Origin of the sequence: Bradyrhizobium archetypum, from assembly GCF_013114835.1 — a bacterium.
GTDB lineage: Bacteria > Pseudomonadota > Alphaproteobacteria > Rhizobiales > Xanthobacteraceae > Bradyrhizobium > Bradyrhizobium archetypum.
This window is the reverse complement of sequence record NZ_JAAVLW010000004.1, coordinates 500304-522264: the sequence shown is the minus strand read 5'-3', so window position 1 is coordinate 522264 and position 21961 is coordinate 500304. Positions and strand designations below refer to the sequence as shown.

The window sequence follows — 21961 nt, the reverse complement described above, 5'->3', positions numbered from 1 at the left end:
ATGTGGGGTATCGTTCCAGCCGCCGGACGCGGCAGCCGCATTCAGCCATTGGCCTTCTCCAAGGAACTGCTTCCCGTCGGGAGCCGCAGCGATAAGGGGTTGGACCGCCCATGCGCCGTCTCGGAATACCTCATCGAGCGGCTGATCCTGGGGGGTGCCGACAAGATATGCTTTGTGATCTCACCTGGAAAATCCGACATCCTCGAGTATTACGGCGACCGCTATGGCAGCGCAGAGCTCGCCTACGTCGTGCAGCCGCAGGCTTCCGGCTTGTGCGATGCCGTATTCAGGGCCAGCACGGTCGTAGGCGACCACGAAAGCGTTTTGGTGGGCCTGCCCGATACGGTCTGGTTTCCAAAGACCGCGCTCAGCACTTTGCCCGATGCCGATCTTTCGTTCCTTCTGTTCCCGGTGGACCACCCGGAATTTTTTGATGCGGTCGTGCTCGATGGAGAGCGTGTCCGCGAGATCCAGGTCAAGCAGGCGGATGCGGAATCGACCTGGATCTGGGGCGCGTTCAGGATGTCTGCTGCCGGCTTCCGTGACTTGCATCTGCTTTGGAAGCAGCGCGCCTGCCGGGACGAATATTTCGGAACGCTGGTCAATGGATATATCAAGGCGGGCGGATGCGGCATCGGTGTCAAGGCCGGCGAGTCCTATGTCGACGTCGGGACGCTGAATGGCTACCGGACCGCCATGGCCTTGCTGACAGATGCGCAATCCGCGCGCCCGGAGAACCGACCGGCAGCCGCTCCGTTCGTCAGCGAAGACGTTGAAAAGTCGTCGCCAGCCACCACGGGAGGGACCGCATGACGGGTGTCCTCTCAAGGGAAGAAATCCGGCGCCGCGTCGATGCGCTTGGCCCCTGGTTTCACAACCTCGATCTGAGGGGTGTCAGTACCGCGCCGTCGCATTTCCTGGGCGATTATCCGCGGGTCAAATGGCGTCGTTTTGCTGGCGTCATCCCGGACAACCTGCAGGACAAGACCGTTCTCGATATCGGCTGCAATGCGGGCTTCTACGCCATGGAAATGAAGCGCCGGGGTGCGGACCGCGTGCTCGGCCTCGATACCGACGATGAATATCTCGCCCAGGCCAGATTCGCTGCCGATGTCAGCGGGCTTAAGATCGAATTCCGCAAGATGTCGGCTTACGACGTCGGGCAGCTGGGTGAAAAGTTCGATCTCGTGATCTTCATGGGCGTGCTTTATCATTTGCGACACCCCTTGCTGGCACTTGACCTTATTCACGAGCATGTCGCGCGCGACCTGCTGCTGTTCCAGTCCATGCTGCGCGGGTCTAATCAGGTGGATACGGTCGAGTGCGACTATGATTTCTGGACGACCTCCCAATTCGACAGCCCTGGCTACCCGAAGATGCATTTCATCGAGCACAAATACGCCGATGATCCCACCAACTGGTGGGCGCCGAACCGCGCCTGCGTGGAGGCGATGCTGCGCAGCGCCGGCTTCGCGGTCGCGGCCCACCCCGAGGAGGAAGTCTATCTCTGCAGGAAGGTTGCCAGATCCGGGGCGGCTGCGATCCCGGCCATACCGCGAGGTGCCGCCAGGTGATCGAAGCAGCGAAAATTTGGAATGAGCCCAACAACAAGTCGCACTGGGACCTTCAGCTTGATCCCGGCTGGGAGAAGTTCGCTGAAGTAGCGATCGCCGCTGGACGGGCGATTCGCGCGGTCCATCCCACGCTTACCCGAGTGCTCGGCGGAATATCGCCAATCGACCCATCCTTCATTGAAAACATGAAGGCAAAGGGCGTTCTCGACCACGTCGATGTCGTAGCCGTGCACGGCTTCCCGCTCGACTGGAATCTGTGGCAGATCGACGAGTGGCCGGACAAGCTCGATGAAATCCAATCAATCGTGTCCTTGCCGGTCTGGGCGACCGAGGTCGGCGTATCCTCATTCGGCGCCGAAGAGGTGCAGGACTGGGGCGTCCGCCGTACGGCAGAACTACTTTCTAGCCGCGCACCAAGGATCCACTGGTACAGCCTCTATGACCTTCCCTCGACATGGGAGGCGACGACGCGGCACCGGGAGGCCGAGGGGTCGTCCTACTACAGGCACTTCCACATGGGACTGTTGCGCGAGGACGGCACGCCGAAAATGGCTTGCAAGACCTTCGAGCGATATTCGGACGTGATGGGGCTGTGCCAATGGTTCCATTTCGAGGATCACCGTCTTGACGATGCCGTGCACTGGATGCGCCGCCTTGGCGTAAAACATCTGAGAACCGGCCTCTCCTGGGCCGACAGCTTTCGCCCCAACGCCATCGAATGGTTCGACAGACAGATGGATGCATTGGCGGATTTTGAGGTGACATTGACGTTCTGTTTTACGCCCGAACACCGCGGCCTCGCTCCACACCATACGAGCCCGCCACTCGATCCCCAGGAGTTCGCCGATTTCTGCGCACGCATGGTCGAGCGCTACTGCAACCTTCCAGCGGCCAGCCGTTCCACATCTCCGCGGTTCGAGCCCGCAACGGACGAGATATGCGCGCCCTGATCCTCGTCATGGATTCCGTGGGAATCGGCGCCGCGCCGGATGCGGCGGCGTATGGCGATGATGGTGCAGATACGATCGGTCATATTGCCGAAGCCTGCGCTGTCGGTGATGCCGACAACGAGCTACGCCGAGGGCCCTTGCACCTGCCTCATCTTGTCAAACTCGGGTTGGGTGAAGCTCATCGCCTTGCCACCGGCCGTCGTCTTCCGGGACTGGCGGATCGCGGCGAGGTAAGCCCGCAATGTGGATGCGCGAGCGAGCAATCCAGGGGAAAGGATACGCCCTCCGGCCATTGGGAAATCGCCGGCGTTCCGGTTCGGTTCGACTGGGGCTACTTCCCGAAGACGGAGCCCTGCTTTCCGCAAGAACTCACTGACAGGCTTGTGGAAGAAGCCGCTCTGCCCGGTATCCTCGGCAATCGTCATGCCTCAGGCACGGACATCATCGCGGAACTAGGCGAGCAGCATCTGCAGTCCGGAAAGCCGATCTGCTATACGTCTGCCGACAGCGTATTTCAGATCGCCGCCCACGAGCAGGTCTTTGGACTGACGCGACTTTATGAAATCTGCGCGGTGGCACGACGGCTGGTCGATCCGTTCAATATCGGTCGCGTGATCGCGCGACCTTTTGCGGGCACGTCCAGTCGCGATTTCAAAAGAACCTCGCACCGCCGCGATTTCGCGGTGCCGCCGCCGGAGCCGACCATTCTCGATATCGCCGAGGCGGAGCACCGCGATGTGATGTCGATCGGCAAGATCGACGACATTTTCGCTCATCGGGGAACAGGGCTCAACAAGCGGGGCGACGGCAACGACGCGCTATACGATTGCATGCTGCACGGATGGGATCATCTGTCAGATGGCGGGCTGCTGTTCGCGAATTTCGTCGACTTCGACACGATCTACGGCCACCGACGCGATGTAGCGGGTTACGCAGCCGCTCTTGAAGCATTCGATTCCAGGCTTCCAGAGCTAGTCGAGCGGCTGAAGATCGGAGACCTTTTAATCATCACCGCTGATCACGGTTGCGATCCAACGTGGCCCGGCAGCGATCACACGCGCGAACAGGTTCCCATCCTCGTCGCGGGCACGCCGCGCTCCTCGCCGATCGGCAAGCGGAGCGGATTCGCCGACATCGGCGCGACCGTTGCACGCCATCTCGGGCTTCCTCCGCTCGCACACGGCCTGCCATTTTGATCGGCGGTCAGGCGATTCACCCATGTTATTGATCTAGGTTAGCAGAATTTTTGTTTGTACATTTTGCAGGAACCAACATTCGTTGCACCGCTTCTAGCTCATAGCTGTGAATAGCGCGCGGTCAACCGACCTCCAACTTCTCAGTGCGTGCTTTCCACTCTCACCGTTGAACGGTTGCAAGACCGTTCTGATGCCGAGCAAGGAGAGCCACCCATGGCAAGAGTATTGATTACGGGAGGCGCCGGCTTCATCGGCTCCCACGCGGCGAATGCCTTGCTGGCGGGAGGCTACGAAGTCAGGGTGCTCGATAACCTCTCCCCCCAGGTTCACGGCGCGCAACGCCACCGCCCAACCTATCTCAACAAGCAAGCAGAGCTCATCGTTGGCGATGTCGTGGATGCTCCTTCTGTCGAGCGCGCCTTGCGCGGCGTCGACATGGTGCTGCATCTGGCTTCCAGCGTTGGCGTCGGCCAGAGCATGTACGACATCGCCTCCTACGTCAGCACCAACGAGCTCGGCACGGCGATATTGCTGGAAGCTCTTTCCAAGCGTCCCGTCGAACGCCTCGTGGTCGCCTCTTCGATGAGCATCTACGGTGAAGGACTTTGCCGCTCGAGCGACGGGAGCACGGTTGCGCCAGCCGAACGCCCCATCGTTCAACTGAAGAAGGCCGAATGGGAGCTGAAGGACAACCAAGGACGCCTTCTCGAGCCCCTGCCCACCCCCGAGACCAAGCAGCCATCGCTGAGTTCGATCTATGCGCTGAACAAGTACGCGCAGGAGCGGATGTGCCTGATCACCGGCAATGCTTATGGCATCCCGACCCTCGCCTTGCGCTTCTTCAACGTCTTCGGGCCGCATCAGGCGCTGTCCAATCCATACACCGGCGTGCTGGCCATCTTTGCCGCGCGCTTGCTGAACAACCGTCCGCCCCTGGTATTCGAGGACGGCCTGCAGCGGCGCGATTTCGTCCACGTGCAAGACGTCGCGCGTGCCTGCCTGCTCGCGCTGGAGAGCAATCATAGCAGTGATGTGTTCAATATCGGTTCGGGACAGAGTCGGACGATCCAGTCTGTTGCTTGCGATCTGGCGCGAGTCATGGGTCGACCGAAAATCTTGCCCGAGATCACCGGGAAATGTCGCTCCGGCGACATTCGCCATTGCTTTGCCGATATCGACAAGAGCCGCGCATTGCTTGGTTTCGAACCGCGGGTCGCGTTCGAAGACGGCCTAGATGAACTGGCCCGATATCTCGCCGACCAGATCGCCGAAGACCGGGCAGAGAATGCTACCGAAGAGTTGTTGCGTCGGGGACTGGTGGCATGACGGAAACTCACACAAGGCCAATTCTCGTCACAGGCGGCTGCGGGTTCGTCGGCTGCAACCTGGCCGACCGCCTTGCAGGACGCGGCAACGAGGTGATCGTGCTGGATAACCTGGCCCGGGCCGGCGTCCGTGAAAACGCGCAATGGCTGAAATCGCGATACGGCGAACGCGTCAACATCGTTATTGCTGATATCCGAGAGCCGATACCAGTGATCGACGCTGTTCGCGAGGCGAGCGCCGTGATTCACCTGGCCGCTCAGGTGGCGGTCACTGATAGCATCGCGGATCCTATCGCTGACTTTGAAATCAACGCACGCGGCACGATCAACGTGCTTGAGGCGGTGCGAATTCATAATCCGTCGGCACCAGTGCTGTTTGCGTCCACCAACAAGGTCTATGGGCGGCTGATCGATGACACGCAGATCGTGCGCGCGGACCAGCGTTACGAACCGGCCAGCCCGGCGCTGGCCAACGGTATCTCGGAAAACGCGCCACTGGACTTCTACAGTCCCTACGGCTGTTCGAAAGGAACAGCCGATCAATACGTGCGCGATTATGCGCGTGTCTTCGGTCTGCAGACCGTCGTGATGCGCATGAGCTGTATCTACGGCCCTCGGCAATTCGGCACCGAGGATCAAGGCTGGATCGCGCATTTCCTGCTCAGCGGGCTGCGCGGCAACCGCCTGACGATTTACGGTGACGGCTATCAAGTGCGCGACGCGCTCCATGTCTCGGATGCGGCGGATGCCTGGCTTTCGGCTCTGGACCATATCACGTTGGTCAGGGGGCGTACGTTCAATCTGGGCGGCGGCCCATCGAATTCGGTGAGCCTGCGTGAACTGATCGCCCTTCTCAAGGAATTGACCGGGAACGAAATCCCATACTCCTTTGCCGATTGGCGCCCTGGCGACCAGCCCTGGTACGTCACCGACACGCGTGCCCTGTCCGCCGCACTCGGCTGGAAGCCGAAGACTTCGTTGCGCGACGGCCTGATTTCGCTTCACGAATGGCTCGCCGGCCGCCTTGGCGACGCATCCAAGCGCGAGGCTTTTGCATGACTCGTATCGCCCTGATCAACCCGAACTGGAATTTTTTCGGCAGCATCTATTTCGGATGCCGGTCCGCTCACCTCCCGCTCGAACTCGGCATTTCCCAGCATTACCTCAGGGAAGCCGGACATTCGACGCTGCTGCTTGATGCACATATGTTCGGCCTGTCACTCGCTGACATCCGTTCGGAGCTGCGCGCGTTCCAGCCGGACATCGTCGTTATCACGACAGCGCCGACATATCTGTTCTGGCGCTGTGCACCACCCGAACTCCGGGTGCCGCAGGAGCTCGCACTCGCCGTGCGCGATCTTGGGCCGACGCTCATTGCCGTTGGACCGCATGGCTCGACGACTCCGAAGGCCGCGTTGAAAAAGCTGGCGGTCGATATCGTCGTCATGGGCGAGTGCGAGCAGTCGCTACTGCGCCTGGCGAACGGAGACCGCGATTTTGCCGGCCTCTGTTTCTGGGAAGGCGGCGCGGTCCGCGTCAATAGCGGGCCTCAAGCGGTCCGCTTCAAGGACCAGCCGGCGCTCACCTGGCCGGACGAGATGGTTCGGCGGCATCATCACCATCATCATCGTTTCGAGGCTGCAGCCACGGGCCCGGGCGCTGAAGTGGAGGCGTCGCGCGGCTGCCCTTATCACTGCACGTTCTGCGCAAAGGAGAATTTCCGCAATCTATATCGGAAGCGACCTCCATCTGTTCTTCTCGAAGAAATCGACCAGTTGCGTGGGCAAGGCGTCGAATACATTTACTTCATCGACGAAATCTTCCTGCCCGATACCGAGCTGCTCGAAGGACTGGTTTCCCGCGGTCTGAAATTCGGGGTCCAGACCCGCATCGATCTCTGGAAGCCCGAGATGCTGCAGTTGCTCGGCCGGGCCGGCTGCGTGTCGATCGAAGCCGGTATCGAAAGTCTGACGCCGGAGGGCCGCGCGGCGCTGGCGAAGAATTGCAAGATGACGACCGAGCAACTCGCCGATCGACTCGTCGAAGCTCGACGGCATGTGCCGTTCGTGCAGGCGAACCTGATCGAAATGCCCGAGGACGACGATCCCCTCGTGCAGCGCTGGCGGCGCCGCATGCAGGATGCCGGCATCTGGGCCAACGACCCTGTTCCGCTCTATCCCTATCCCGGCTCGCCGGACTATCGAAAGCTGTGGGGCGAACCCGACGACTTCGCCTGGGAACGCGCGCACAAACATTACCTCGCGATGTTCGATCAATTCAGCGATATCCAGGAACAACGCCCTGCGCCCTTGAGCGCGCTCGAACTGCAGGTCGCGCCATGAACCTGTCCGCGCCAAACAAGGTTCTGATGACGACCGACGCAGTCGGCGGCGTGTGGACCTATTCGACGGGGCTTGCGTCCGCATTGGCCGCCGCGGGGATGGAAGTCCATCTCGTGACCCTGGGATCGCCGCCAACGAAAGAAAAGCGCGCAATGCTGCAGGAGGGCCGCGTTAGCCTGATTGAAAGCAATCTCGCTCTTGAATGGCAGGATGCCGGCGGCGACGATCTGCCCAACGCCCGGCGCTTTCTCGAAGATCTCGAAGACACGATCCAGCCGGACATTGTTCATCTCAACAGCTATCGCGAAGCGACTTTCGACTGGCTGGCGCCCGTGGTCGTCGTCGCGCATTCCTGCGTGAACTCCTGGGGTCTCGCCTGTGACAATACGGAGTGGTTGTCTGAGCCGAATTGGCAGCATTACACACGCACCGTTGCCGCGGGCCTTGATAGGGCGCAAGCGTGGGTAAGTCCAAGCCGGGCTTTTCACGATGTCATTTGCGGCTTGTACCGGCCGAGCTCACCCGGCACGGTGATCTGGAACGGCGTACCGCCTGCGGCCTTGCCTCCGGCCTCGAAGCGGCGTTTCATTCTGGCGGCCGGCCGATTGTGGGATGCCGCCAAGAACGTCTCGGCGCTGGCCCGCGCTTCAAAGGGACTGGATTGGCCGGTGTTTGTGGCGGGGCCAAGATTCGATTCCCCAGAGAATGATCCCGGCGAACTCACCTTAATCGGCGATCTTTCGCACAGCGCCTTGCGCTCACGCATGCAATGGGCAGCCATTTTCGTGAGCCCAGCCCGGTACGAGCCGTTCGGCCTTTCCGTACTAGAAGCCGCTTCCGCTGGATGTGCACTGGTCCTTTCGGACATACCCACGTTTCGAGAGCTTTGGAGCGGAGCTGCCCTGTTTGTTGATCCGACCGACCATCGCGCATTGCACCGGGCCCTCGCCCGCCTCTGTGCCGACGATCGGGAGCGCACACGATTCCAGTTCGCTGCACGAGAGCGATCGGACAGCTACTCACTTACACAGACAGCGGATGCTTACCGAGCGCTCTATCAGCGGATGTTGGCTGCGCGCTCACGCTCCTCCGCCATTCACGCGAGCGAGGTGCATGCATGAAATGCGTCTTCTTTTGTCATGCGCTCACATCCTGCTGGAACAATGGCAACGCGCACTTTCTCCGTGGCGTTGCGCGCGCGCTGCGTGAGCTCGGCCATCAAGTGGTCGTTTATGAGCCTGCCGAGGGTTGGAGTCGCTTGAACGCCATCCGTGACGACGGTAGGGAGCCGCTACAAGAAGCACTGGCGCTCCTGCCCGGCATCGACATCAGGCAATACACAGCGCCTCTGGATCTGGACCGGGCGCTGGACGGCGCAGATTTGGTAATCGTGCATGAATGGAGTTCTCCGGACCTGATCGGAGATATCGGCCGCCGGCGCATTGAAGGAGCGCCGTTCACCCTGTTGTTCCATGACACGCACCATCGCGCGGTCACGGCGCCGGACCAGCTGGAGCGCTTCGATCTGGATGGCTTTGATGGCGTGCTCGCCTTCGGCGAGGTGCTGCGGCAGATTTATCTGAAGCTCGGCTGGACTAACCGGGCGTTCACCTGGCACGAAGCGGCCGATGTCGCGCTATATCGGCCCATGCCAGAGATCGAGCCGACCCATGACGTGATCTGGATCGGCAACTGGGGCGACGGCGAGCGCTGTGCCGAGCTTCATGAATTTCTCCTCCATCCTGTGGCTGAACTCAAGCTGCGTGCGCGGATCCACGGCGTAAGGTATCCGCTGGACGCGCTGCGTGCCGTCGAGGCCGCCGGCATTGAGTATTGCGGTTGGCTGCCGGCTCATCGGGCGCCTGCCGCATTCGCCAGTGCTCGCGCTACCGTCCATGTTCCCCGTGGGCCTTATGCCCGATCGCTACCTGGCATTCCGACCATTCGAATGTTTGAGGCCCTGGCATGTGGCATCCCCATCGCGTCGGCGCCTTGGGACGACGTTGAAAACCTGTTTCCACCGGGATCATATCTGCGCGCTACCGACGGCGCCGAGATGAAGAACGGGTTGCAGGCGCTGCTCCATGATCGCGAACTTGCCGCAGCGTTGATAGCGGCCGGTCTTCAAACGATCGCGGAACGCCATACATGCCGACACCGTGCGATCGAGCTCCTCGGCATCGTGAATTCCATTCGTGGTCCACGGCACTCCGAGACCGCCTCCCGTCTGCAGGAGGCCCTCCCATGAAGATCTGCTTCTTCGGTTCGAGTCTCGTATCCTCCTATTGGAATGGCGCAGCCACCTACTACCGCGGCATGCTGAAGGAAATCGCGGCCCTCGGACACGACATCACCTTTTACGAGCCGGACGCCTTCGAGCGGCAAGCGCATCGCGATATCGCGGATCCATCATGGGCGCGCGTGTCGGTTTATCCGGCCACGGCTGAGGGGTGGCAGTACTCGCTGTCGCAGGCTGCGAGATCCGCAGATCTCTTGATCAAGGCGAGCGGCGTCGGCGTGTTCGACCGGGAGCTCGAATGCGCCATCGCGCAAGCGACGAATGCCATTCGCATCTATTGGGACGTGGATGCCCCGGCAACCCTCGATGCGATCGCGAGCGATCCACGTCATCACCTGCGGGATGCCATTCCCCGCTACGACATGGTGCTTACGTATGGCGGCGGTGATCCCGTGATAGCGGCCTATCGCGCGGTGGGAGCGCGCGACTGTGTGCCGCTCTATAACGCGCTCGATCCCGCGACGCACTTTCCTACGCCGCCAACCCCTCAACTCAAGTGCGATCTGGGTTTGCTTGCCAACCGGCTGCCCGACCGGGAGGCGCGCGTCGAAAGCTTCTTCCTGGATGTCGCCAGACATTTGCCGGCTAAGAGCTTTGTACTCGGCGGTTCCGGCTGGGAAACGAAACCGATGTCGGCGAACGTCCGCAAGCTCGGCCACGTCGGCACCAATGACCATAACGCTTTTTTCAGCTCCAGCCTGGCGACCCTCAACGTCAACCGCGACAGCATGGCGAAACACGGCTTTTCGCCGCCCACCCGCGTTTTCGAAGCAATCGGGGCCGGCGCCTGCCTGATCACCGATTATTGGAAAGGCATTGATCTCTTTCTCGAACCTGACCGCGAGGTTCTGATCGCTTCAAACGGGGCAGCGGTCGCCGAACATCTGCAAGCGCTTGACCCCGCTCGCGCTCGCGCCATTGCGCAGCGCGCCCGCGTTCGCATTCTGGCGCATCACACTTACGCGCAGCGCGCACGACAATTCAACCAACTGCTCGAAGGGATGAGCGCAAAGATCGAGGCGGCGGAATGAATCTCAACATCGTCATCATCGGGCTCTCGGTCACCTCGTCATGGGGCAATGGCCATGCCACCACGTATCGCGCGCTAATCGAGGCATTGGTAAACCGCGGTCACCATGTCACCTTCCTCGAACGCGATGTTCCCTGGTACCGCGGCCATCGCGACCTGACCAAGCCGTCAGGCTGGACCGTTAAACTTTATCAGTCGCTGCAGGACATCCCCAAGCGGCACAGCTCGCTTGTTCGCGACGCAAACCTTGTCATGCTCGGATCGTATGTTCCGGATGGACTTGCCATCGCCGAGTGGGTGACGGCGCACGCCCAGGGTATTACCGCCTTTTACGACATCGATACCCCGGTGACCTTGGCTGGCATCGACCGAGGGCTGGAATATTTGTCCGCAGCCATGATCCCGCGATTCGATCTCTATCTGTCCTTCTCGGGCGGGCCGGTGCCCGGCATGATCGAGGACGCGTACGGCAGTCCGATGGCGGGTGTGCTGTATTGCAGCGCCGACCCCACCCTTTATCGCCCCCATCAGATGAAGAAAAACTGGGCGCTCGGATATCTCGGCACCTACAGCGACGATCGGCAGCCATCGCTCGAGCGGTTGCTGCTGACGCCCGCAAAGATGCTAGCCGATCACCAATTCGTCGTAGCCGGATCGAGGTATCCCAAGCATCTCGGCTGGCCCGACAATGTCGACCGCATCGAGCATTTGTCCCAACCAGAGCACCCGCCATTCTATTCACAGCAACGGTTTACACTTAATCTCACGCGCGCCGATATGCGCGCCCTTGGGTTTTCGCCGAGCGTCCGGCTGTTCGAAGCCGCCGCCTGTGGCACCCCCGTGATCTCGGACCGCTGGCCTGGAATCGAGACCATATTGGAGCCGGGGACTGAAATTCTGCTGGTGTCGGATGCCCGCGAAGTCAGCCAGATACTCCGAGATATTCCGGAAGATCGTCGGCTGACCATCGCCAACAATGCGCGGCGGCGAATCCTGGCCGATCACACACCCGATCATCGTGCCCGGCAACTTGAAGCCTATTATCTCGAAGCGGCAGGCAGGCGACGGCGGAAACTGACTCAGCCAGCCGCGAGGCCAACGATGCAGGTCGCCGAAATGTGAGCGGAGGCAAAATGACCATTCAATCGCCCATCAAAGGTTCGGCCCGCGCGCGGCGGGCGCACCGGACTCTCGTAACGGGAGGAGCTGGCTTTATCGGCTCACATCTCTGCGATGCGTTGCTGCAGCGCGGCGACCAGGTTATCTGTCTGGACAACCTGTTCTCCGGATCGATACACAATGTTCGGCCTTTAGTGAATCATCCGAATTTCACATTCGTCGAAGGCGACGTGCGCGAGCCGCTCGCGATCGACGCGGATATCGACCGGATCTATAATCTGGCATGTCCCGCCTCGCCGCGTCACTACCAGCGTGATCCTATCGGAACGATGAGAACCTGTGTCGTCGGCACCATGAACGTACTCGAACTCGCCCGTCAGAAATCGTCTCGGGTTCTCCAAGCCTCCACCAGCGAGATTTACGGTGATCCGGAAATTCATCCGCAGCCTGAATCCTATTTCGGTAACGTCAATCCTATCGGACCACGGGCTTGTTATGACGAAGGCAAGCGGGCTGCCGAGACACTGATGTTTGATTATTTCCGCCTTCATGGGCTGGAGGTGAAAGTCGCTCGCATCTTCAATACCTATGGACCGAGAATGTTGGAAAATGACGGGCGCGTCGTTTCGAACTTTATTGTCCAGGCATTACGCGGTGAACCGGTCACCGTTTATGGTAACGGGACGCAGACGCGAAGCTTCTGTTTTGTGGATGATCTGATCCGCGGCTTGGAACTGCTGATGGAGAGCCCGGCTTCAGTTACCGGTCCGTGCAATCTAGGTAATCCGCACGAGGTCACCATCGAAGAGATCGCACGGGAAGTTCTGACCCATACCAAATCCACGTCTCCACTGTGCTTCGAACCCTTGCCCAAGGACGATCCCAAGCGGCGCAAACCAGTGATTGAAACGGCGCTGCGTAAGCTCGGCTGGCAGCCTCGCGTAGCTCTCAAGGACGGACTGCAAGCCACGATCGCCTATTTTGCGCTTCGCACCGCTACGCCCGAGTTCGCGATGGTGCCTAGCCAAAGCCAGGCGCGACGACCGCAAGGTCGTGGGCGGCTGTCCCTTGCAAGTCAACAGTAAGCTGGTCCGCCTCTGACTTTATCAGTATGCCCATTGACGAAGCGGGCACCGCCCGAAGGATATCCTGCCAATCGTTAAATGGACTGATTTTTGCGCCTTACTACTCAGCCGAGCTTAAGCCGAAATCCTTTGAGTGAGCGCCATCTTCCGCTACTTCGAAACCCTCGGCCATCAGTCCACGTTTGAGTAATTCTCGCACCGCTGATGCGCGGCTCGGCATGCGCTTCGAGAACCGCCAATTGTCGACCAGCTTCAATTCGGCTGGGTTCAACATGATCTGAAGGCGTTCTGCTCGGTTGAGTACACCCATGGTCCCCTCCGGCGTGATGGGGAAAACCTACTCATTAGAAGTACAAAGCGTCAATAACGTTCCTGACTAATTAGGGGTCTTACACTGTTCAGCTGCCAAACCAGCCTAACTTGTCAGCAACTCATTGATAGCATTAAGATTTAGCTTGAGTGAGTCTCCTACCGGACAGACTGAGCGGGCACGGCTGGTAACGTTTACCGTCACCGCCCGGCTATTGGTATCTCTCGGTGATGAGAACGCCCGTTGCGGTCCCGCCCCCTCTCACGGATTGGAGCAGCGCATGCAGAAGCGCCGCCGTTTCAAACAAACTCAATGCTTAGAAGAGCGTCTTGCCGACGAAGCGAAGCGCCTGCGCGAGCAGGCCAATATGCTTCCGCGTGGACGTGTGCGCGATGCAGTCGAAAGAAAAGCTATACAGGTTGAAGCCGCTTATGAAGTGAGCGAGTTGCTGCGCTCGCCCGGCCTGAGGGCGCCGAATAGCCCGACAAGATAGAAGCAGGTATTCAGAGCAGGTGGCAAAATATCGCGCCATAGGTTCCAACGATCCGTTCGAGAGCTCCCGAGCATTCGTCTGCGACACGGAAGAGAATTCGATCGTATGGGCAAAGCAGATGGCGGGCCACGCCGCAGAACTTTGGAGTGGAAACGATTGGTGGAGCGCCTGTACTTTCCCATGAAAAGCAACCGCAAAAGAGGTAAGTTGGCCTCGAGCGCCCGAGGAGGTCGCGCCATGGCTAAATTGGATCAACGCACTATCGCGAATATGAATTTCGTTCTCGAAGAAACTTGCCGCGTATTTCCTCACGGAGGCGACCACGAACATCGCCGTTTCATTGCTCGCCAGTTGAAGCTTAGTGCGAGCAAGGGAAACGTCACGCTTAGCGGATTAAGGACGGTCGCGGATAGCGCGCTCAAAGAATTAACAAAGCAAAAAACCGCATAGCTTGCCGGGACACTCGCTTTGTGAACCTGGACAGCCGAAAGCGGCGCGCCACCCGGCGCAGGCAGCCGCTTTGCTATCGCCGTCTTTGCGCGTTTCGCTGCAGCTTTCACGACAGTCTCAGTGAGCGTTCCTGCGGATTTGTCGTCACTGGATCAACGATCGGCTTCTGCTGGCCCCTTAGTTTCGGTTGTCTCATGGCTGCAATCCCATGAGGACACGCATGGGCTGCAGTGCCTGATGGGCGGCCTCAGAGCGCGCTCCGTTGTCGACCTGCGAACAATCCGTACACAAAGAGCACGATGATTGCGCCCACCACGGCACCGATCAATCCAGCGCCTTCGCCGGGCCGGTACCATCCCAGAGCTTGGCCTAAGTAGCTGGCCACGAAGGCGCCCACGATTCCCAGAATGGTCGTGAGGATAAAACCCGACGGTTCATTGTCCCCCGGCATAATAAATTTGGCTATTACGCCAGCGATGAAGCCAATGATGATCGTCCAAAGGATGCTCATCTCAATGTTCCTTTCCGTTAGTGATGCGTTCTAGAAATCAAGCAGCGGGTAGACGTCCTTCCGGTGTGTATTTATCAACGGCAGTGGGCAACTCGCGAGAGAGTCTCGCAAGGAGCTCTTCTTGCGAAAGTCCGGTCTGTTGTTCGAGCTTTTCGAGAACGTCCGATCCGATTGCCTGCTTCAGTTGCGGAGGCGAGATGTCCTTGTTGGGACCAGAATTGATCCACGATTGAGCCGTTTCACCATGACCATTTTGTTTGAAACGTTCGAGCAATTCGCCAATGCCTCCGCTCAGCAGGCCGCCAGCTCCGGCGCCGCCTAGCATCCCGCCCAAATTGGCAAGCAAACCGCCCGACGGCTGCGAACCCGCCGAACTATTACCGGCTCCCTTGAGCAATTCTGCCAATTTGTCGCGGTTCTGGTATCCGGCAATCGCGAGTAGCCCGAGAAGTGCAGTCATTGAAGGCATTCCGCGGCTCATTTTCGGCTCCTATCCGTTGCAGGTCCATGCAACTCCCGCAGATCGGTTGTGTTCCAAAAGTACGGCCAGCCGCGAGAAGCGACGGGTTTCCACAAGGCCCCACTTGATCTTCTTTCTCTACCCCACGCATCACAATCAGGACGCCTCCCCCGACGGTCGCTGCCCCCTCGCCTCAACCGGAATGCCAGCGATCTTGCCGAGCGCGGAGGAGCGCGACGTCCGGAAGCGTGCTTGTCCAGAGGGCCGGTCCTCCCGAGCGCACCCGCCGTGGAACGTTCTTCTCTTGAAAGAACACGACTTCGGGCCGATACTGGATCGAGGTCCTTGGCTATCACAGCGATCCGAGGAGGCGATCATGGCAATCCAAATCGTGATGGACCGCACCGGCGACAGCCGTCATCACTTCAACTCCCAAGACGCAAAAGAACTGGCGAAGGCGGAGCAGCGGTTCTACGAGCTGACGAAGGTCGGCTTCACCGCGGCGGTCCGGACCGGTCCAGGTCAGGTCCGCCAGATCCGATCGTTCGACCCGAACGCGGAAGAGACCGTTTTCTTCCCCAGGCTGGTCGGCGGGTAGCCGGCCTTTCTGCCATGTTCGGCTTTCGACCGGTGCCGCCAGGTAGCCGCTCCCGCAAGAGAGCGACGCGAGCTCTATTCATCAGCCACGGCGCCGAGGGCACGCCGGAAGGCCGGTCGCTGGGCCTGTTGCGAAAATGGCTGTCGCCGAGCCAGCGGGAGCAGTTCGGCAGGAAGGGCTACTTTGATGTCGTCGGAAGCGACAGCGGAAAGCGATACAGGATCCATGCCGGGGCCTCGGTGAACGTGTGCGAGATAGACGACAGAGGTTGCCTGCAGGAGGGGTTGTGTTTCATGCCGATCGGCGCTCTGCCGATCGGAGACGTTATGCTCGCCCAGAAGATCGCGCTGGAAACATGCGAACGCGAGGCGCGCGCCGTGGCCAGGAGGTTCACTCCGAACGGTTTCCATTTCAGACAAGTCCGACCTCTCGGCTGACCACGTCGAACGCGTTGTTGCTGTGCGGAATCACTTATGCTGACTTGCGCTTGGTTTTTGCGGCGGGTTTTTCGCGCCCGTTTCCTTGGCCGGCTTCTTGCCTGCAATCAGCAGCCGCATCTCCTTTTGTCCGACGGCGACCTCCTTCTTTTTGCAACCTGCCTTCGGCCGCCCGCTCCTTGCCGACGCTCCGACGCAGCGCCTCCGTGAGCTCGACGACGCTGCTGGAGGCAGGCTTCTCCTTCGGCGGGATAGCCCTGCCTTCAGCGGGATAGGCCTGCCGGCGCGCTTCTGGTTTGACGACGTCGATCGGAGCGGTTTCGTATCGGTTTTCGAGCTTTTCAAGCTGGAAACGACCTTAGCTGCCTTTGGCTGGAGCCATGCTCGCTCCGGATTCTGGATGCCGCGCCGCAGATGGCATGCCCAGGATTGTGCATTGGTCCAATCGGCCTCAGCGCTCACTTTGCCCTCAGTCCCCGCGCGCGCTGAACCCGTTTCTTCTGTCCCGTCGAATCAAACAGACCGCTCCGCAAAAGGCGGGATTCCCTTTGGCGGAATCCCGAAAGTGCAAAATCTAGACGAAGGAAAGATCTTGATCGGCGTCCTTCAGGCAAATTCGAAGATGACGATCTCGGGCTTACTCCGGACCGACTGTTACGACCACGACACCATCGATCTTGATCAGGAATGCCATTGTCGGCATGTCAGATGCCGGAGCCTGCCCGACCGCATGCTGGAACGCTGCGATCTCCTCTTTTGCTGCTAGTCGGGGGACCAGCGCTGAATTTGGCGAGCAGACCGGAGCGCCGTTCGATGTGAGCGCAATAAGATCGGTCCGTAGGTCGGCGTCCCGGCAAATATCCTGCGCCTCTGCAAGGTCAAGTGCTTCAAAGGCAAGCGTTGGCCTGCGATCGACTTCGAGGACGAACACTCGAAGTGAACCGATTTTCTTCGGCCGCTGCGATGGTCCGCGCGCTGACACGCAAGAGACTCCTCATGACCATCTCTTACTGTGACCATAGAATAGGGCAGAGAACGACATGTTCCTAGCGAAAAACAGGCCTGCTCTGCCCATCAGCACCCAAGTGCCCGGGTTCAGAATATTCGAGAACGGACCACCATCCATAGCGGCTACTCTCATATTGGGCGTGAATCCCCCCGCCCTCAAGGCTATTGCGGACATCTGGCAGCTATCGTGGAGCCCAGGATGGTACTTGGCCTGAGGCTTCAAAGTCGCAATCGGTTGAATGGCTCTCAATCCATGATGGCATCCGTGGGATGGCCGCCTATAATACTCAGACCGCTTTTGGAACGGCCAACAAGATCGACCGTTTTTCTTTCTCATTGTTGCACCGATTGTGCTGTTGATTGCGATTTGGATCATGAGGTCACATGCCGCAAGACGGTCTAATCTTCTGAGGTATTGTCATGGCGGTCTTGGTGACAGGCGGTGCCGGCTACATCGGTAGCCACATGGTGTGGGAGCTCCTTGATAGTGGCGAGGATGTAATCGTCCTTGATCGGCTCTCCACCGGCTTCGAGTGGGCGGTTGCGCCTGAAGCGAAGCTTGTTATCGGCGACATTGCCGACGCTTCCTTGGTGAAATCGCTTTTCCGCGATCACGAGATCGACGCGGTTATGCATTTTGCTGGCTCGATCGTCGTGCCGGAGTCGGTGGCCATGCCGCTGGCGTATTATGAAAACAACACCTGCAAGACACGTGCTCTCCTTGAGACGATCATCGAAGGGAACATTCGGCACGTTATTTTTTCATCGACTGCTGCGGTGTACGGCAACCAGGGCGAGGCACCGATTGCAGAAGACGCCTCGACAAATCCTGAATCGCCTTATGGTCGATCGAAACTGATGACCGAGTGGATGCTTCGCGATGCGTCCGCAGCCCATGGCTTCACCTATACCACGCTGCGATACTTCAACGTGTCTGGTTCCGATCCGCGCGGCCGGACAGGACAGTCGACAGAGGGCGCGACTCATTTGATCAAGGTCGCATGCGAAACAGCTACCGGCAAACGCCCTGCCATGACTGTATTTGGTACGGACTACCCTACGCCCGATGGCACCTGTATTCGCGACTATATTCATGTCAGCGATCTCGCAGCCGTACACCGCCTAGCCCTCGCGCGCTTACGCCGAGGTGGCAGCAATCTCACCGCAAACTGCGGTTACGGACGCGGTTATTCGGTCTTCGAGGTAATTGACAGCGTCAAGAAAATGGCGGGTCGGGACTTTGACGTACAGCTTTGCACCCGCCGCGCTGGCGATGCGTCTGCAGTGGTCGCTAATTCAGACCTTGCGTACCGAGAGTTTGATTGGCAGCCAAAATATGCCGACCTGGACCGGATCGTTGCTGATGCCCTTGCTTGGGAAGAAATTCTGGCTCGAGGCAATCGACAGAAATTCGACCGTGCAGAACTATGAAATTTCTGGCACCTTATAAGCGGCAGTATACGACTTCGGCGACTGCTGGAAGCACAGCATCAGGCTCGAGCGTCTCCTCGATTCCCGAACCGGGCGTCGCCTATCCGCGCCTGATCGAGGCCAGCGGCCGCTGCCCTGCCCGAAGACGCCGCGGTCCTCACCGGATGCGTACCGCTTTGCAGCCCCTGACGCGGCCTGCTCATCAATCTGGCTGGGTACCGCGACTTTGTCGAAGCCATGAAGCGTCTGTTAGAAGAGGTGAGGCGATGAACAAGGTCGTGGCTAGGCCTCGTTTTCTGTTCCTAACGCCGGCCCCGAGGCCGTTTGCGAATAGCCGCTTGGCGGCCGCACTCGCGCCGCTATTCCCCGAACTTGACATGAACGTACTTGATGTCAGGTCCGAGCTGAAACGGCATCCGTTCCGGTTGGCATCGATATGCACGGCTGCGGTTTGGAATGGCGGCTCGTCGCTTTTTGGCAACCGGCAAAAACTCCTGCTCGCACTCTATCGTACTCCGCTGTTTCAGCATTGGGTGAAGCAGCTGGTCTCTCAGCGTGTCAGGAGTGGCGATTACCGCTTCACGTTCCAGATGCAATCTCTCTTCGACGGGTCGGCCGGCAGCCTACCGCATTTCGTCTACACTGATCACACCATGCTTGAGAACATGCACTATCCCGGCTGGCAGCGATGGGTCGATATTCAGCCGTCATTCGTTGATCATGAAAGGACCATTTATCTCAATGCGGACACGATGTTTGTTTGGAGCACAAATGTGGCTCGCTCGCTCGAGGAACAGTACGGAGTTGCAGGTGAGAACATTCATTGCGTCGGGGCCGGGAGCAATGTTGAGCTTCATTGCGACCCGGTGAACCGGCTGTACGACGGTCAGACGATTTTGTTTGTGGGCGTCGAGTGGGAGCGCAAGGGCGGGCCGGTCCTCGTGGAGGCGTTTCGCCGCATCAAAGTCATGCGGCCTGAGGCGCGGTTGATCATTGTCGGATGCTCGCCCAATGTAGCAAGTGACGGAATTGAGATAGTTGGCCGACAGCCGCTCGCCACCTTGGCGTCTTATTATGAGCGGGCATCGATTTTCTGCATGCCATCCCGACGCGAGCCGTTCGGCAACGCCTATATTGAGGCAATGACAGCTGGGCTCCCTGTTGTTGCAACATCAATAGGTGCAACACCTGATTTCGTGCGCGAAGGTGAAACGGGATATCTAGTGCCGCCCGACAATGTAGACGAATTGACCGCCGCACTGCTGAGGCTTGTTGGCCGGCCGGGCCATTGTCAGCGATTAGGGAGCGCGGGGCGGAGGATTGCAGTAGACGAGTACAACTGGCACGCAGTTGCAAGGAGGATAGCGGCCGTCATTCGCTCGCGGCTCCCCCTCCTCGCCCAAACCGCATAGATTGTCGAGGCGGGGATGAACCTGATCCGCAAACACCCTCTTAGGTCTACAGAGAATTGAGACGGCTTGGCAAGCGCTCTACCCGCAGCCGGTGATGTAATCCAGCCTCCTCGGGCTTCACGGGGACGCCAGCAGACTCGTTTAGCCGTCTCGACGATATCGTTCTGTCGATGCTGGCATGCCTCCGTAACGAACCTAGTTTGGCGCTACAACGAGCGCTCGGTCGATGACAAGGTTATTAGGTACTTTCGGGAAACCTGCTCAGTGCTGCAGCCCTCAAAAGTTTGAAACGGCTGGTTGCGCTTGCTAGTTCCTTTCAACCGCCGTTGCCCATCTGCGATCTCAGTGCCGATTTTCGAGAACCAATGTAACTCTCCGCCCTTGAGGACGGTGGTTGATGCCATTTTCGAGCGCTAGACAACCGTCGCCTTCCAACGAAGCCCTGCGTTGGGCAACTGGCCCAGGCCACGCTCACGGGCAATGCCGTGCAAAAGCAGCGCCTGGACTCGAGTAGGCCAAACGGAGATCACACCTTCTCGCGGCTGAGCTGACAGACGCGAGTCGTCTGGCCGGCACCAGGGCCCTAGCGCCGTGGAAAGCCCTAAGCTAATATTCCAATCGCGCTACTCAGTGGGGCGATCGATGCCGTCCACTCCTAGAAACATAGTGTTCGTCATTAATTCGCTCACCGCCGGTGGGGCAGAGCGTGCCTTAACCGATTTGCTGGCGTACCTGCAGGATGATCTTCGGCAATATACCGTCCATCTTGTGCTTCTCGACGTCGAAGAAGAGCGGCACGCTGTGCCGTCTTATGTGCGAAAACATATTCTCGACGCCAAATTCGGGATGTTCTCAAGCACTGTTTTGCTTGGCCGACTTTTGAGAGAGTTGACCCCTGCCTTAACATTGAGCTTTCTGAATCGGGCGAACTGCGCAAATGTCATCTCGTCCAAGATTCTCAGTAGTCCATGCATAATCAGTGAACGTGTTCACACGACCAGCCATTTTGGGACGGGCATCAGCGCCGCGATCAACAAGGCAATTGTGCGGCTCACGTATCGATATGCAGACCAGGTGATCGCCGTATCAGAAGGGGTCAAGGCTGAGCTGGTTACCAAATTTGGTGTCCCCGAGGCGAACGTTCGCGTAATCTATAACCCCATCGATACCGCGCGGATTTGTGAGAGAGCATCAGAGGCACCCAGCATAAGACTTCCAAAACAGTACATAGTTGGTATGGGGCGCCTGGTTTCTAACAAGAATTTTCGGCTGCTGATTGAATCGTATTGGTCGTCTGGCATTACCGAGAATTTGGTTATTCTCGGTGAGGGTAGCGAACGCAGCGAGTTAGAGACGCTCATATCGAAGCTCGGATTGAGCGAACGTGTTTTCTTGCCGGGTTACGTGCAGAACCCGTACCCGATTGTTAAAGCCGCGCGCCTGTTCGTTTCTTCATCGAATGCAGAGGGGTTTCCGAACGCGCTGATTGAGGCAATGGCCTTGGGCTGCCCAGTTGTGGCGACTGATTGCGACGCCGGCCCGATGGAGATTTTGACGCGGCAACTGGGGCCCCGAGCCACGGAGGTGACACTCGCAGAACACGGAATCTTGGTCCCGGTCAACTCAGCGAAATCACTAGCTGATGCGGTCCGTATCGCCAGCCGTGAGGACATTAGAGAATTGTACTCACAACGCGGCAAGCAACGTGCGCTGGATTTTGGAATACGTAGTTCAGTTGACAAATACAGGTCGGCCATAGCGTCTTGTGCTTCCCTTTAATCTTGCATCATAGTGGGCCGGCCTTCTCTCGAAGGTCCGCTCATCTGAGGCTGTGCGGGCCGATGTTCTCGGCTGAATCGGGAGCCGTCCTGGCTGAGTTCTGAGACGACTCCTCCACGACGCACGCTCTTGGTGCGTCGTATCTCGACCGA

General features: G+C 59.1%; 23 protein-coding genes. 20 read left to right on the top strand and 3 right to left on the bottom strand.

The features are described 5' to 3' along the window. The 12 genes from HCN50_RS15195 (at position 1) to HCN50_RS15140 (ending at position 12920) form a co-directional block, all read left to right on the top strand. The gene (locus tag HCN50_RS15195) at positions 1–813 is read left to right on the top strand and encodes a nucleotidyltransferase family protein (RefSeq protein ID WP_171710464.1); all 813 of its coding nucleotides are present in this window, start codon (positions 1–3) and stop codon (positions 811–813) included. Beyond that, the gene (locus HCN50_RS15190; RefSeq protein ID WP_171710463.1) at positions 810–1574 is read left to right on the top strand and encodes a TIGR04290 family methyltransferase; all 765 of its coding nucleotides are present in this window, start codon (positions 810–812) and stop codon (positions 1572–1574) included. Before HCN50_RS15195 ends, HCN50_RS15190 begins: the two co-directional genes overlap by 4 nt. Continuing rightward, positions 1571–2524, top strand: coding sequence for a glycoside hydrolase 5 family protein (locus HCN50_RS15185; RefSeq protein WP_171710462.1), 954 nt, complete (start codon positions 1571–1573; stop codon positions 2522–2524). Before HCN50_RS15190 ends, HCN50_RS15185 begins: the two co-directional genes overlap by 4 nt. Continuing rightward, positions 2512–3720, top strand: a complete 1209-nt coding sequence (locus HCN50_RS15180; protein ID WP_171710461.1) for a phosphopentomutase — start codon at positions 2512–2514, stop codon at positions 3718–3720. Before HCN50_RS15185 ends, HCN50_RS15180 begins: the two co-directional genes overlap by 13 nt. 213 nt (positions 3721–3933) lie before the next feature. Then, on the top strand, positions 3934–5046 hold the full coding sequence (locus HCN50_RS15175) for an NAD-dependent epimerase/dehydratase family protein (RefSeq protein ID WP_171710460.1): 1113 nt from the start codon (positions 3934–3936) through the stop codon (positions 5044–5046). Continuing rightward, positions 5043–6104 carry an NAD-dependent epimerase/dehydratase family protein gene (locus HCN50_RS15170; RefSeq protein ID WP_171710459.1) on the top strand — a complete coding sequence of 354 codons (1062 nt, stop codon included), beginning with the start codon at positions 5043–5045 and terminating at the stop codon, positions 6102–6104. The genes HCN50_RS15175 and HCN50_RS15170 overlap by 4 nt, the downstream gene beginning before the upstream one ends. Beyond that, entirely contained in the window at positions 6101–7387 is a 1287-nt protein-coding gene (locus HCN50_RS15165) for a TIGR04295 family B12-binding domain-containing radical SAM protein (RefSeq protein ID WP_171710458.1), read from the top strand. The genes HCN50_RS15170 and HCN50_RS15165 overlap by 4 nt, the downstream gene beginning before the upstream one ends. After that, the gene (locus HCN50_RS15160) at positions 7384–8508 is read left to right on the top strand and encodes a glycosyltransferase family 4 protein (RefSeq protein ID WP_171710457.1); all 1125 of its coding nucleotides are present in this window, start codon (positions 7384–7386) and stop codon (positions 8506–8508) included. The genes HCN50_RS15165 and HCN50_RS15160 overlap by 4 nt, the downstream gene beginning before the upstream one ends. Next, positions 8505–9635 carry a CgeB family protein gene (locus HCN50_RS15155; protein WP_171710456.1) on the top strand — a complete coding sequence of 377 codons (1131 nt, stop codon included), beginning with the start codon at positions 8505–8507 and terminating at the stop codon, positions 9633–9635. The genes HCN50_RS15160 and HCN50_RS15155 overlap by 4 nt, the downstream gene beginning before the upstream one ends. Beyond that, positions 9632–10717, top strand: a complete 1086-nt coding sequence (locus HCN50_RS15150) for a CgeB family protein (RefSeq protein WP_171710455.1) — start codon at positions 9632–9634, stop codon at positions 10715–10717. The genes HCN50_RS15155 and HCN50_RS15150 overlap by 4 nt, the downstream gene beginning before the upstream one ends. Further along, complete coding sequence (locus HCN50_RS15145; RefSeq protein ID WP_171710454.1) at positions 10714–11838, top strand: CgeB family protein; 1125 nt, start codon at positions 10714–10716, stop codon at positions 11836–11838. Before HCN50_RS15150 ends, HCN50_RS15145 begins: the two co-directional genes overlap by 4 nt. Positions 11839–11849: 11 nt before the next feature. Beyond that, entirely contained in the window at positions 11850–12920 is a 1071-nt protein-coding gene (locus tag HCN50_RS15140) for a UDP-glucuronic acid decarboxylase family protein (protein ID WP_171710453.1), read from the top strand. 100 nt (positions 12921–13020) lie between these two features. On the opposite strand, the gene HCN50_RS15135 is transcribed toward HCN50_RS15140, so the two are convergent. Continuing rightward, the gene (locus HCN50_RS15135; RefSeq protein WP_171710452.1) at positions 13021–13230 is read right to left on the bottom strand and encodes a hypothetical protein; all 210 of its coding nucleotides are present in this window, start codon (positions 13228–13230) and stop codon (positions 13021–13023) included. A 280-nt stretch (positions 13231–13510) separates the two neighbouring features. On the opposite strand from HCN50_RS15135, the gene HCN50_RS15130 reads away from it, so the two are divergent. Then, the gene (locus tag HCN50_RS15130; protein ID WP_171710451.1) at positions 13511–13723 is read left to right on the top strand and encodes a hypothetical protein; all 213 of its coding nucleotides are present in this window, start codon (positions 13511–13513) and stop codon (positions 13721–13723) included. Between the two features lie 237 nt (positions 13724–13960). Next, positions 13961–14173, top strand: coding sequence for a hypothetical protein (locus tag HCN50_RS15125; RefSeq protein WP_171710450.1), 213 nt, complete (start codon positions 13961–13963; stop codon positions 14171–14173). Between the two features lie 247 nt (positions 14174–14420). On the opposite strand, the gene HCN50_RS15120 is transcribed toward HCN50_RS15125, so the two are convergent. Continuing rightward, positions 14421–14684, bottom strand: a complete 264-nt coding sequence (locus HCN50_RS15120; protein WP_171710449.1) for a GlsB/YeaQ/YmgE family stress response membrane protein — start codon at positions 14682–14684, stop codon at positions 14421–14423. A 37-nt stretch (positions 14685–14721) separates the two neighbouring features. Continuing rightward, positions 14722–15165: a YidB family protein gene (locus HCN50_RS15115; RefSeq protein WP_171710448.1), complete on the bottom strand. Its 444-nt coding sequence runs from the start codon at positions 15163–15165 to the stop codon at positions 14722–14724. Positions 15166–15520: 355 nt separating this feature from the next. On the opposite strand from HCN50_RS15115, the gene HCN50_RS15110 reads away from it, so the two are divergent. From HCN50_RS15110 to HCN50_RS15085, 6 genes are all read left to right on the top strand, one after another. Then, positions 15521–15742, top strand: coding sequence for a hypothetical protein (locus tag HCN50_RS15110; RefSeq protein ID WP_171710447.1), 222 nt, complete (start codon positions 15521–15523; stop codon positions 15740–15742). 14 nt (positions 15743–15756) lie between these two features. Then, positions 15757–16179: a hypothetical protein gene (locus tag HCN50_RS15105; protein ID WP_171710446.1), complete on the top strand. Its 423-nt coding sequence runs from the start codon at positions 15757–15759 to the stop codon at positions 16177–16179. 85 nt (positions 16180–16264) lie between these two features. Then, positions 16265–16945, top strand: a complete 681-nt coding sequence (locus HCN50_RS15100; RefSeq protein ID WP_171710445.1) for a hypothetical protein — start codon at positions 16265–16267, stop codon at positions 16943–16945. A 662-nt stretch (positions 16946–17607) separates the two neighbouring features. Continuing rightward, positions 17608–18618, top strand: coding sequence for a UDP-glucose 4-epimerase GalE (galE, locus tag HCN50_RS15095; RefSeq protein ID WP_171710444.1), 1011 nt, complete (start codon positions 17608–17610; stop codon positions 18616–18618). A gap of 266 nt (positions 18619–18884) precedes the next feature. Then, a complete protein-coding gene (locus tag HCN50_RS15090) occupies positions 18885–20030 on the top strand; it encodes a glycosyltransferase family 4 protein (protein WP_171710443.1) in 1146 nt (381 codons plus the stop codon). Between the two features lie 666 nt (positions 20031–20696). Continuing rightward, positions 20697–21809 carry a glycosyltransferase gene (locus tag HCN50_RS15085; protein ID WP_171710442.1) on the top strand — a complete coding sequence of 371 codons (1113 nt, stop codon included), beginning with the start codon at positions 20697–20699 and terminating at the stop codon, positions 21807–21809. Positions 21810–21961 lie beyond the last annotated feature (152 nt).

Coding starts and splice junctions, on each gene's coding strand:
- HCN50_RS15145 (WP_171710454.1), top strand. CDS start 10,714: ATGAATCTCAACATCGTCATCATCGGGCTCTCGGTCACCTCGTCATGG.
- HCN50_RS15195 (WP_171710464.1), top strand. CDS start 1: ATGTGGGGTATCGTTCCAGCCGCCGGACGCGGCAGCCGCATTCAGCCA.
- HCN50_RS15135 (WP_171710452.1), bottom strand. CDS start 13,230: ATGGGTGTACTCAACCGAGCAGAACGCCTTCAGATCATGTTGAACCCA.
- HCN50_RS15120 (WP_171710449.1), bottom strand. CDS start 14,684: ATGAGCATCCTTTGGACGATCATCATTGGCTTCATCGCTGGCGTAATA.
- HCN50_RS15180 (WP_171710461.1), top strand. CDS start 2,512: ATGCGCGCCCTGATCCTCGTCATGGATTCCGTGGGAATCGGCGCCGCG.
- HCN50_RS15125 (WP_171710450.1), top strand. CDS start 13,961: ATGGCTAAATTGGATCAACGCACTATCGCGAATATGAATTTCGTTCTC.
- HCN50_RS15155 (WP_171710456.1), top strand. CDS start 8,505: ATGAAATGCGTCTTCTTTTGTCATGCGCTCACATCCTGCTGGAACAAT.
- galE (WP_171710444.1), top strand. CDS start 17,608: ATGGCGGTCTTGGTGACAGGCGGTGCCGGCTACATCGGTAGCCACATG.
- HCN50_RS15165 (WP_171710458.1), top strand. CDS start 6,101: ATGACTCGTATCGCCCTGATCAACCCGAACTGGAATTTTTTCGGCAGC.
- HCN50_RS15115 (WP_171710448.1), bottom strand. CDS start 15,165: ATGAGCCGCGGAATGCCTTCAATGACTGCACTTCTCGGGCTACTCGCG.
- HCN50_RS15140 (WP_171710453.1), top strand. CDS start 11,850: ATGACCATTCAATCGCCCATCAAAGGTTCGGCCCGCGCGCGGCGGGCG.
- HCN50_RS15190 (WP_171710463.1), top strand. CDS start 810: ATGACGGGTGTCCTCTCAAGGGAAGAAATCCGGCGCCGCGTCGATGCG.
- HCN50_RS15090 (WP_171710443.1), top strand. CDS start 18,885: ATGAACAAGGTCGTGGCTAGGCCTCGTTTTCTGTTCCTAACGCCGGCC.
- HCN50_RS15110 (WP_171710447.1), top strand. CDS start 15,521: ATGGCAATCCAAATCGTGATGGACCGCACCGGCGACAGCCGTCATCAC.
- HCN50_RS15150 (WP_171710455.1), top strand. CDS start 9,632: ATGAAGATCTGCTTCTTCGGTTCGAGTCTCGTATCCTCCTATTGGAAT.
- HCN50_RS15160 (WP_171710457.1), top strand. CDS start 7,384: ATGAACCTGTCCGCGCCAAACAAGGTTCTGATGACGACCGACGCAGTC.
- HCN50_RS15170 (WP_171710459.1), top strand. CDS start 5,043: ATGACGGAAACTCACACAAGGCCAATTCTCGTCACAGGCGGCTGCGGG.
- HCN50_RS15175 (WP_171710460.1), top strand. CDS start 3,934: ATGGCAAGAGTATTGATTACGGGAGGCGCCGGCTTCATCGGCTCCCAC.
- HCN50_RS15130 (WP_171710451.1), top strand. CDS start 13,511: ATGCAGAAGCGCCGCCGTTTCAAACAAACTCAATGCTTAGAAGAGCGT.
- HCN50_RS15105 (WP_171710446.1), top strand. CDS start 15,757: ATGTTCGGCTTTCGACCGGTGCCGCCAGGTAGCCGCTCCCGCAAGAGA.